This is a genomic window from Capsulimonas sp., assembly GCF_039929585.1.
Lineage (GTDB): Bacteria > Armatimonadota > Armatimonadia > Armatimonadales > Capsulimonadaceae > Capsulimonas.
In genome coordinates this window covers 1-10,808 of record NZ_JBDSQY010000300.1, presented here as the reverse complement: position 1 = coordinate 10,808, position 10,808 = coordinate 1, and the positions used below count along the sequence as shown (strand labels likewise).

8 protein-coding genes are annotated in these 10,808 nt (G+C 59.8%); 7 read left to right on the top strand and 1 reads right to left on the bottom strand.

Going from position 1 to position 10,808, the window contains the following annotated elements:
* Positions 1–110 precede the first annotated feature (110 nt).
* The 7 genes from ABIZ35_RS23015 to ABIZ35_RS22985 all read left to right on the top strand — a co-directional run bounded on the left by ABIZ35_RS23015 (position 111) and on the right by ABIZ35_RS22985 (position 10,237).
* Positions 111–845, top strand: coding sequence for an amidohydrolase family protein (locus ABIZ35_RS23015; protein ID WP_348222273.1), 735 nt, complete (start codon positions 111–113; stop codon positions 843–845).
* 3 nt (positions 846–848) lie between these two features.
* The gene (locus ABIZ35_RS23010) at positions 849–1,589 is read left to right on the top strand and encodes an amidohydrolase family protein (RefSeq protein ID WP_348222272.1); all 741 of its coding nucleotides are present in this window, start codon (positions 849–851) and stop codon (positions 1,587–1,589) included.
* Positions 1,567–3,360, top strand: a complete 1,794-nt coding sequence (locus ABIZ35_RS23005; protein WP_348222271.1) for a hypothetical protein — start codon at positions 1,567–1,569, stop codon at positions 3,358–3,360. The genes ABIZ35_RS23010 and ABIZ35_RS23005 overlap by 23 nt, the downstream gene beginning before the upstream one ends.
* A 58-nt stretch (positions 3,361–3,418) precedes the next feature.
* Positions 3,419–4,816 carry a tRNA (N6-isopentenyl adenosine(37)-C2)-methylthiotransferase MiaB gene (gene miaB, locus ABIZ35_RS23000; protein WP_348222270.1) on the top strand — a complete coding sequence of 466 codons (1,398 nt, stop codon included), beginning with the start codon at positions 3,419–3,421 and terminating at the stop codon, positions 4,814–4,816.
* 27 nt (positions 4,817–4,843) lie between these two features.
* Positions 4,844–6,322 carry an LCP family protein gene (locus ABIZ35_RS22995; RefSeq protein ID WP_348222269.1) on the top strand — a complete coding sequence of 493 codons (1,479 nt, stop codon included), beginning with the start codon at positions 4,844–4,846 and terminating at the stop codon, positions 6,320–6,322.
* Between the two features lie 95 nt (positions 6,323–6,417).
* Complete coding sequence (gene mutS / locus ABIZ35_RS22990; protein WP_348222268.1) at positions 6,418–9,069, top strand: DNA mismatch repair protein MutS; 2,652 nt, start codon at positions 6,418–6,420, stop codon at positions 9,067–9,069.
* Between the two features lie 52 nt (positions 9,070–9,121).
* Positions 9,122–10,237, top strand: coding sequence for a hypothetical protein (locus ABIZ35_RS22985; protein WP_348222267.1), 1,116 nt, complete (start codon positions 9,122–9,124; stop codon positions 10,235–10,237).
* Positions 10,238–10,493: 256 nt separating this feature from the next.
* Here the strand turns inward: ABIZ35_RS22985 and ABIZ35_RS22980 are convergent.
* Positions 10,494–10,808 (bottom strand): ATP-binding cassette domain-containing protein (locus tag ABIZ35_RS22980; protein ID WP_348222266.1); only part of this gene is annotated, 315 nt, incomplete at its 5' end.

Here is a 10,808-nt window from a genome sequence, read left to right as displayed (position 1 = left end):
AATTTATCCTTGTCAAATCCCCAAAGATATCGAAGACTTTTCGGCACCGCTTCTAGCCGCGACTTCAGTCGCCGGGCACATTGTGCGTAACATCAGTAAAAGGACGTAATATGGAAATCACCGATGTGAATACGCTCTTTGGAGCGCATCCGTCCAAGCACCCGGACAGCACGGCGGAGACACTCGTCTCCACCATGCAGAGCAATCAAGTCGATTGGTGTCTCACGCTGTCATCCTGGGGACTGTTCTACAACGAGGCGGAAGGCAACGCCGAAACGCTGCGCGCCTGCCGCACGAACGACCATCTGATTCCGGTGGCGACGGTGAACCCGCGCGAGTACTGGGGGCAGGCGTCGGCGATCGAACGTCTTTTTCAGGAGCCGTTCGAGATGTTCCGCTTCTTTCCGCACGCGCAGGGCTGGCCGATCGACTTCGCGCCGTTTGAAGACGTTCTCGCGGTGCTCGCGAAGTCGGCGCGCACGGCGGTGATGGTGAGCGTCTCCGAGCCGGGCGACGCCACACAGCTGCTGCGCGTTCTCAAAGACTATCCGCATCCCGTCATTTTAGAAGGCGTGTCTTCCAATACGCTCTCGGAAGCCATTTCCGTAATGCGACGCAATGAGCGCATCTATCTAGAAACGCACGCGCTATCAGTCCCGGACGCACTGCTGCTGCTGAGCGAAACGGTCGGCATTCGGCGGGTGCTGTTCGGTTCGGATGCTCCGGGGCTGTCTCTGGGCGCGGCGTTGCGTTATGTCCGCGGCTCGGGATTGTCCGAAGCCGATCAAAACGCCGTGCTCGGCGGCAACGCCCAGGCGATCTGGCAGAGCGGGGAAGGGGCGTAACCAATGGACTATTTTGACGCACATGCATATCTGGCGGACACCGCTTTGTCCAGCGCCATGGCGGCGCCCGACAGGGTTGCGGCGACCTTCGCGAAGAGTGGGATTACCGGCGCGGCGCTGATCTCCGGGCTGGCGGCGAGCTGCGACTTTATCACCGGCAACGCACGCCTGCGCCAGATCCTGAACCCCGCAGCCGGGCTCTATGGCTATGTCACTTTGAACGCGGGATATCCCGACGAATCTCAGGAAGAGCAGCGCAAGCATTTGGGGCGGCGCGAGTTTGTCGCCAGCGTTCTGTTCGGGCATGACGATTATCCCGTCACTCTGAGCGACAGCCGCGAGATTTTAAACGCCCAGCGGCGATACACCAAGCCGATGGCGATCCACGCCCCGAACGCCGCCGCCGTGCACGCGGCGCGGGAGATTGCCGCGGAGTTTCCGTCGATGAAGTTCGTGCTGCTCGGCATGGGCGGCGATTCCTGGCACGCCGCCGTGGCGGCCGCCAAGCAGAACCTCAACATCTACCTGGAAATCTCCGGCAGTATGGACGCCGACAAGATCACGCAGGCGGCGGCGGCGCTGACGCCGCGCAAGCTGCTTTTCGGCAGCGGCCTGCCCTATAGCGATCCACAGCTGACGATCGGTCTGGTCAACGACGCTTCGGCGCTGACCACCGCCGACCGCACCCGCATCTTCTCACAGAACTCCGTGTTGCTATTCAATGCCCAAAACGACAGCGAGTAACGCGGGCGCAGCGCCCGAATTGACCCCAGACGCCGCTTCCGACCGCAAGGAGCGGCGTCTTGTCGGCGCAATGATCGCCGTTACATTATTCCTTACCAGCTTTTCCGCGCTTCTCGGTTACGCGATCGTTCCTCCGGGAATGCAGTTCGTGGGGACAGCGTATAATATCGACGATTACAATGTCTATCTGTCCTGGCTGCGTCAGACCACGGACGGCTTGTTCTTCCAGCACAATCTTTTTACAACGGAGCCGCAGCCGAGTTTACTATTCAGTTTTCTCTTCTCAGCAATGGGTTTGGCGGTGCGCATCACGCATTTGCCGTCGGCCATCGTACTGCATCTGACGCGCATCGCCGGCGGCTTGGGCCTGCTCTGGCTGGCGTATCGGTTCATGGTCCTATGCTTTCCCAAAGACCGCGCCGCGCGTCTGACGTCTCTGGGTCTGCTTTGCTTCAGCAGTGGCTTTGGCTGGACCCAATGGTCGCAGTGGAGTGACAAGAACCCATCCAGCGCGCCGATCGACGCCTTTCAGCCCGAAGCTTACACGTTTCTGAGCATCTACCTGACGCCGCTTTTCGCTGTCGCCACGCTGCTGATCCTGGGAACGCTGTACAGCTTGCTGCTTTCCTTCCGGACGGGCAAAATGCGCTACGCAAGCCTCGCGGGGCTTTGTGGGTTTCTACTGGGCAATATCCATTCATACGATGTGTTTCACGTCGCGGCGGCCTGGGGATTGTTTCTCACCGCCTGGACGATTTGGAAGCGCGGACGCAACGTCGCGCGTGTGTGGGTGCACGCCATCTGGGCGCTTGCCCTGACGATGCCGACGACGCTGTACATCTACTACATCTATCGCACGAACGCCGTGTTTAAAGAGCGAGCCAATACCCCGACGCTTTCGCCGGCGCTCTGGCATTATATCCTCGGCTACGGCTTTGTCTTTCTGCTGGCCATTTGCGCGTTTGTCTTGATCGGGCGGCGTTATAAGCAGTGGAAAGCGGCGTCTGTCGATTCTTCGGAGGTATCGGGGACGCGGGACGCCGATGGGACGATCGGCGGCTGGGCGACCGGCTCGACGTTCCTGTTTGTCGCGAGCTGGGCAGTCGCGGGACTCTGCGTGATCTACTTGCCCTTTGGCTTTCAGCGCAAGATGCTGATGGGTGAGCATATTCCCCTGTGCCTGCTGGCGGGGTGGGCGGCGTCGACGCTTACACGCAGTCTTGCCCCACGCGTGCGTTCTGCGGCTTTGAGCGCGCTGGTGCTGCTGACATTCCCGTCGAACGCGTTATTTTTGGTGCGCGACGCCAACCACTTGCTGAACAATCGCTCGGAAACCTCCGCGCTTCCGTTCCTCAGCGCCAATTATGTTTCGTCTGTCGAATGGCTGAACAAGAACACGCCCAAGGGCGCCGCGATTGTGATGTCTCCCATTGATGACTTCAATAATCCCGGCGCATTGTACGTTCCAGGAATGACTGGACATGCTGTCTGGGCGGGGCACTGGTCCGAGACGCCGCAATACGGCGACCGCATTCAAGAATACCGGCGCTTCTCCGATTCCGAGACCTCCGATGATGAGCGTCGCGCGTTTCTGCGGGATACCCATGCACAGTATTTCGTCTTTTCCCGAGCGCTCGCCAAAGCGACGTACACCTCGCGCGCCGGTCAAACGCATACCTTTTCGGACTTTGCCGCCAGTCCCCCTCCCTACCTGATTCCGGTGAATGCAAACGATGGTTATGTGGTCTTCCAGATTGACCTCGCAAAATAAACTACATTTGTCGGCACGGCTTGCGAACGATGGCCATTTTGGGCTATAATAATCCGTTATGACCGATGAAATTTTAACTGGACGCGGCGGCTACACCGTATTGACCTGGGGCTGCCAGATGAACGAGGACGACTCGACTCAAATGGCGCTGATGCTGGAGTCGCAAGGGTATACACGCGCGGAGCGCGTGGAAGACTCGGCGGTGATCCTGCTCAACACTTGTTCGGTGCGCGCCAAGCCCGAACGCAAGGTTTACAGCAAGCTTGGCGAACTGCGCGAGCTCAAAGTGGCGAACCCGGATCTGGTGATCGGCGTGTGCGGCTGTATGGCGCAGAAAGAAGCGCCGGAGATCCGCCGCCGCGCGCCGTATGTGGATCTGGTGGTCGGCACGGGACAGATCGACCGTATTCCCGCCCTGGTGGACCGCGTGCGCGATGAGCGAATGCCCATCATCGCCACGGACCTTCCGGACCGCAAGGACCGCCACGACAAACCGACCCCCATTCGCATGATGGGCGGGACGGAGCCTAAGCTCAAGACATTCGTCTCCATCTCCTACGGCTGCGACAAGTTCTGCACCTTCTGCATCGTGCCGATCACGCGCGGCAAGGAGCGCTCGCGCCCGGCCGACGATATCGTGCTGGAAGTGGAGCGGCTGGCGTCGCTGGGCACGCAGCAGGTGACCTTGCTTGGCCAAACGGTCAATTCCTACGGCAAATTTTTAGACGAACCCTGTTCGTTCGCGCACCTTCTGGAGCGGCTGAACGCCATTGAGGGAATCGAGCGAATTCGCTACACCTCGCCGTACCCCAAAGACTTCAATGACGATGTGATCCATGCGATCGCGACCCTGCCCAAGGTCTGCGAACAGGTCCACATGCCCGTACAGGTCGGCGACGACGAATTGCTGAAGCGCATGCATCGGGGCTACACGCTGGAGCAGTATCGCACCATTGTGACCAAGCTGCGCGCCGCCGCTCCGGATGTCGCGCTGACCACGGACCTCATGCTCGGCTTCCCCGGCGAAACGCACGAGCAGTATCTGAACACGATGGACTTTGTGCGCGAAATGCGCTTTGACTCGGCGTTCATGTTCGCCTACTCGCCGCGCGAGGGCACCAAGGCCGCCGTCTACGAAGATCAGATCCCCGAGACGGTCAAAATGGAGCGCCTGAGCGCGCTGATCGCGCTGCAAAACGAGATCACCGTAGAGATTAACCACAGCCAGGTCGGCAATGTCTATGAAGTGCTCGTGGAGCGCCGCAGCCCGAAGGATCCGAACAAGTGGACGGGACTGAACCGGCAGGGGAAAACGATCAACTTCCCCGCAGGCCGCGACCTCGTAGGGCAGATAGTGCAGGTGCGGGCCGTGAAAGCGCATCTTTGGGGTTTTACGGGCGAAATGCTGCCCGCGCGCGAAGAGCGCGGAATTGCGCTGACGATGGCGGCCGCGTGATCGGGCGCGCCGGATTAAGGATAACCGTTGGACCAAGGTAAGAAGAAGATAGCGAAGCGTGTGAGCATCGGCTTGCTGCTGGTTGTTTGCGTGTTGGTCGTATTCGGACTTGGCTTCTTAAAGCGTATTCTCACAGCGAGTAAAAATGAGCATACCGGATCGGGTACGTCCACCAGTATTGGCGACACGATCAAGCAGGCTACGGACCTTGCGTTCAATCCCACGGCCGGATTTCCCGGTCAGGATCGCGTCAACATCCTATGCATGGGGATCGATGACAACTGGACCGACACCGACCAGGTCTACACGAAAGATGCGCGTACGGATACGCTGTTTATCCTGAGCCTCGATCTGATCAACCATAAAATTTCCATGCTTTCAATTCCGCGCGACACCTACGCGCATATTGCCGGCACGAGCCACAGTTTTAAAATCAATTCCGCATACCAGACCGGCGGTCCAGAGCGCGCCGTGCAGACGGTGCAGGAGCTTTTGGGCGTGCACGCCGATCATTACATGGTCCTCAATATCGACGCCACAAAAAAAATGGTGGATGCGCTGGGCGGCGTAGATGTCAATGTCGAGCATGAGATGCATTATCACGACGCCTGGGGCCACCTTAGCATTGATTTGATGCCGGGTGAGCAGCATCTGGACGGCGCTCAGGCTGTCGGCTTCGCCCGATATCGCCATCCCGACGCCGGCAAAAAAGGATCGCCCGAGGACGGCGATGATCGCCGGATGTACCGCCAGCATGTGCTGCTCAAAGGAATGATCGGCAAGGCGAAGAACCTTGCCAACGTAACGCAGGCGCCGCATTTGATTGATGTCGGCATGTCGTCGATCCGAACAGATCTGACGCGCGGCCAGCTCTACGATTTGGCGGCGATCTTCAAAGGCGTGCAGCCCGACGACATCAAGACCGCTTCAATTCCTGGCGAGGACTTCCGGGGGCCAGATGGCGCCTGGTTCTTTCGGCCGGATGCGCCGAAGTCATCCGCCTATGTCGATTGGCTGATCAAAGGGGATGAAACGGCCATTCGCCGCCTGACGCCCATCGTGGTCAAGAACGGGACCGACATCAACGGTCTGGCCCAGCGCGCTGTGCGGCAGCTGATCGCTTACGGTTACACGGATGTCCGAAACGGCGGCACGACTCGAAAGATCGCCGCTCCCGTCGTCCCAGCGGGAACGCCCGAGTCCGAGACCTCCATGACAGGAACCGCTACGCCGCCCGTAACAGCGACCGCCAAGCCAGCTGTCTATGAGGTGACGGAGCTTCTCGATAGCGGCGTCCCCAGTCCGGATGTGGTGCGGGATATCCTTACCGGCATGCAGATGATGAACGCTCAGGTTCTGCGCCGTCCCAACAAGCCTAACCATCTTGGCTGGACGCCTCCCGTAAACGTGACGGTCGTTCTCGGCAAGGATTACGCCGACGCGAACCCGGAGGCGGCTCCGGATGCGGGGACAACGACGGGTGAGACGGGATCTTCGTCGGAATAGAATCTCAAACCCACATCTTCCCGATGTGGGATGCTTTTTGACACGGTGCGGCCCTGTACCTCAGTACAGGGTCAGATTTCGGTGCGTTATCTTCCATGGCAATCGACCACTCCAAACTTAGTCCCATGCTCCGCCAATATTTCGAGTTCAAGGCCGAGCGTCCCGATGTCGTGCTGCTCATGCGAGTGGGCGACTTCTTCGAGGCTTACGGCGAGGACGCCGAGACGATGGCGCGGGAGCTGGAAATCACGCTCACCGGCCGTGAGGACAAAAGCTCGACAACGCGCATCCCCATGGCGGGCGTGCCGCACCATGCGCTGGAGCGATATATGGTGCGTCTGATCGCCAAAGGCTTCAAAGTCGCCGTCTGCGATCAGGTCGAGGACCCGAAGCTTGCGAAGGGGCTGGTCAAGCGCCGCGTCACGCGCGTCATGACTCCCGGCACTGTGGTCGAAGACTCGATGCTGGACTCCAAGACCAATAACTATCTGGTTGCCGTAGTTACAGGCGAGAAGACGCCGAGCGGGGTTGGCGTAGTCGATGTCTCGACGGGCGAGTTTCTGGTCACGGAAGTTCCCTGCGACAGCGACATGCAGAAGATCGTGGAAGAGGTCATGCGGCTGCGTCCGGCTGAGTGCCTGCTCAGGCCTGGCATGGATGATCTCGCCGATGCGATCCGAGCCGCCTCGCGCGCCCTGGTGACATTTCAGGAGCCGTCCGATCCCCGCAAGTCGTCGCGGCAAAAGCTGCTCGATCACTTCGGCACGCCGTCCTTGCGCGGCTACGGCGTAGACACGATGACGGCGGGCCTTGACGCCGCAGCGCTGCTCTTAGACTATCTCAAGCAAACCCACCAATCATCCATCAGCCATATCCGCACGCTCGCCACTTACAGCACCGACAACTACATGGTGCTCGATGCCGCCGCGCGCCGGAACCTGGAGCTAACGCACTCGCTCGCTGACGGAGCGCGCAGCAAAAGCCTCGTTTCTATTCTGGATCGCACCGTGACGCCGATGGGCGCCCGCCTGCTGCGCAAGTGGTTCGATCAGCCGCTGCTCGCCTTGGATAAGATCCAGAACCGTCAGAACGCCGTTGCCGAAATGGCCGCCGATTCGCTGCTGCGCGGCGATATGCGCGACGCTCTCAAACGTATCTCCGATCTGGAGCGTCTGATGGCGCGCATTTGCAGCGGTATGGCGAACGCGCGCGACTTAATTGCGCTTAAGCTCTCACTCCAGGCGTTCCCCGAAATTGAAGCGGCGCTGGAGCGCGCGCCCGAAGGCGGCGCGCTCGCGCCGCTGCGCGCGGCCCTCGCGGCGTCGCCCGTCGAACTGCTGACCCTGCTGGAAAACACAGTCGCCGAAGAACCGCCGCTGCTGCTGCGCGAAGGCGGTCTGATCCGTGGCGGCTGCAATGAAGAATTGGACGCGCTGCGCGACCTGCGCTCCGGCGGCAAGGGTTTCATCGCCAAGATCGAAGAAGAGGAGCGCGAGCGGACAGGGATCAAAAACCTCAAGATCGGGTTCAACAATGTCTTCGGCTACTTCATCGAGATCAGTAAGGCGAACGGCCATGTTGCCGTCCCATCGGAGTACCATCGCAAGCAGACAACGGCGAACGCCGAGCGCTATATCACGCCGACGCTGAAAGAATATGAAGCGCAGGTGCTGGGCGCGGAGGAAAAGATCGTCGAGTTGGAGTACCGTCTTTTCTGTGAGCTGCGCGACGAGATCGCCGAACGCTTCTCCGGGATCGTGCTGAAGCTCGCGACGACAATCGCGCGTCTAGATGTCTTTGGCGGTCTCGCGGAAGTTGCCCTCCAGCATCGATTTGTCCGTCCCGACGTGCACGATGGCGATACGCTGGAAATTCGCGCTGGCCGGCATCCCGTCGTCGAAAGCCTGCAAAGCGGCAACTTGTTTGTACCGAACGACACGTACCTGGATACCGACGAAACGCGCCTGCACATCATCACCGGCCCGAACTCGGCCGGAAAGAGCACCTATCTGCGTCAAGTCGCCTTAATCGTCCTGCTCGCCCAGATCGGTTCGTTCGTCCCCGCCGACAGCGCATCCGTGGGCTTAGTCGACCGGATCTTCACCCGCGTCGGCGCGCACGACGATTTGGCGAGCGGCCAATCGACGTTTATGGTGGAAATGAACGAGACGGCGAATATTCTGAACAACGCCACGGCGCGCAGTCTGGTCATCCTGGACGAAGTGGGGCGGGGGACGAGCACCTTCGACGGCATGGCGATCGCCTGGTCCGTCGCCGAGTACCTTCACGCGATCGGCGCCAAGACGCTATTCGCCACGCACTACCACCATTTGAACGAGTTGGAGAAGCTGCACCCGGGCGTCAAGAACTTCCGGGTGGCGGTGAAGGAGCAGGGGGATCATATCGTCTGGCTGCGCAAGATCATGCCGGGCGGTACGGATAAGAGCTATGGCATCCAGGTCGCGCGTCTCGCGGGCGTTCCCGAAACGGTGCTGCTGCGCGCAAGCGACGTATTGAAGACCCTGGAAGCAACGAACCGGGGCGAGAGCGCGAAGGGCGTCGGTCAAAAGATCGCCGACAACACCAAGAAGCTGCAATTGACCTTATTCGAAGCGGAGCGCCATCCCGTGATGGACGAACTCGCCGCCATCGACACAAGTACGCTGTCGCCCATTGAGGCGCTGACAAAGATCTACGAACTGCAGCGTAAGCTGCAAGCGCCGGGGTGGGTAGAACGAGGCGGTTGAACGTTCAGAATAGATAGAATCGCAACAATAACCGACGGGAGACGCGAACACCATGAGTGAATGGACAACGACGCCGCTGCGCGTGCAGGATGAACTGATCGAGCAGCCGAGCTGGGGCGGGCGATATATTATCGATCTGAAGGGCCTCTCAGATGCGCCTGAATGGATCGGCAAGAAGGTCGGTCAGTCGTATGAGATGGCGAAGACCTCCACGTTGATCGACCCCAAGACCGGCGACATGCGACCGCTCCAAGATTTGATCGTGGAAGACGCCGCCGGGCTGCTCGGCCAGACCGTCGTGGACAAGTTCGGTACGGATTTGTCGCTGCTCATCAAGCTGACCCAGGCGAAGGGCAACTCCTTCCAGGTCCATCTCTCCGGCGACGGCTCGCTCAAGCACTGGAAGCCCAAGCCCGAAGCGTGGTTCTACCTCGGACCCGGTCTGTTCACCTTCGGCCTCAAGAAAGGCACCTCGTTTGAAGCCTTCTCACGCGTACTGAACACCATTGACGACGAAATGCAGCGACTGAGCCAGGAAATCAAATCCGGACGCCGCACCGTCGAGGACGCCCGCGCGCAGGCCAAGCAGCGCATCCAGTCACTTGACCCTTACGCCTATATCAATGTGATCGAAGCCAAGACCGACGACATTGTCGACCTGACCGCCGGCGGCATCCACCATTCGTGGGAAGAGGACAACGCGCGCTTCCCCGAAGGCAACTTAGTCTACGAAGTTCAAGTCGATGTGCAGGACGAATACTGCTCGATGCGTGGCTTCGACAAAGGCAAGTTCCTGGACGACGGCGGCCTGCGCCCCACGCACGTCCACGACTACCTTGCGACGATCAACCCGGACGATTACCACAACGACCTCGCACACCACATCCGCCAGCCGCAGACGCTTTTCGAGACTGACGGACTGAAGGCCGAGGCGCTCTTCCGAACGCCATACTTCGACCTGGACCGCCTGACGATCGCCGCCGGAGCCACCTCGGAGCAATCCCTTGCGCTGGGCTTCCATCACCTGTTCATCTTCCAGGGTGAAGTCAAGATCGGGGAGCTAACGCTGACGCAGGGCCAGTCATACTTCATTCCGGCGGGGCTGGGGGAGTATGCGATTGCCGCCACAACCGACGCCCTGGTGCTGAAGACTTATTTGCCGGTGTAATCCCTATTCCCCCGCGCATTAGCGCGCCTCCCCTTTTTCCCAACAAGCTGCTTCGCAGGGTAAAAGGGGAGCAAATCATTACAGCCCATTCACTCTTGATTGTGTCAGGAGAGAATGGGCTGCGTTTTTTTGCGGCTACGTGACGAGTGAATGGACGGCGGTTATCAGCACCCCTTTTACCCTGCGAAGCAGCTTGTTGGGAAAAAGGGGAAAGCGCGCTAAAGCGCCGGGGGAATAGGGATTAACGGAATAGAGCCTACGCCCCCACCGCTAGCGCGCCGACTTTCTCTTGTGTCGCCTCGTCCCGGCTCAACTCGCCCGCAACTCGTCCCTGATTGATGACGAGAATGCGATCCGCCATTCCCAGAACCTCGGGAAGCTCGGAGGAGATCATCAATATTCCAATACCCTGTGCGGCGAGCTCGTTGATCAATTGGTAGATTTCGACCTTGGCGCCGACGTCAATGCCTCGGGTCGGTTCGTCCAGGATCAGCAGTTTGGTGTTGCGGAACAGCCACTTTGCGAGGACGACCTTTTGCTGGTTGCCGCCGCTGAGGTTGCCGACACGCTG

What these genes read in the sequence shown, in the direction of transcription:
- ABIZ35_RS23015 (WP_348222273.1), top strand. Translation starts at nt 111, where the DNA reads ATGGAAATCACCGATGTGAATACGCTCTTTGGAGCGCATCCGTCCAAG.
- ABIZ35_RS23010 (WP_348222272.1), top strand. Translation starts at nt 849, where the DNA reads ATGGACTATTTTGACGCACATGCATATCTGGCGGACACCGCTTTGTCC.
- ABIZ35_RS23005 (WP_348222271.1), top strand. Translation starts at nt 1,567, where the DNA reads ATGCCCAAAACGACAGCGAGTAACGCGGGCGCAGCGCCCGAATTGACC.
- miaB (WP_348222270.1), top strand. Translation starts at nt 3,419, where the DNA reads ATGACCGATGAAATTTTAACTGGACGCGGCGGCTACACCGTATTGACC.
- mutS (WP_348222268.1), top strand. Translation starts at nt 6,418, where the DNA reads ATGGCAATCGACCACTCCAAACTTAGTCCCATGCTCCGCCAATATTTC.
- ABIZ35_RS22985 (WP_348222267.1), top strand. Translation starts at nt 9,122, where the DNA reads ATGAGTGAATGGACAACGACGCCGCTGCGCGTGCAGGATGAACTGATC.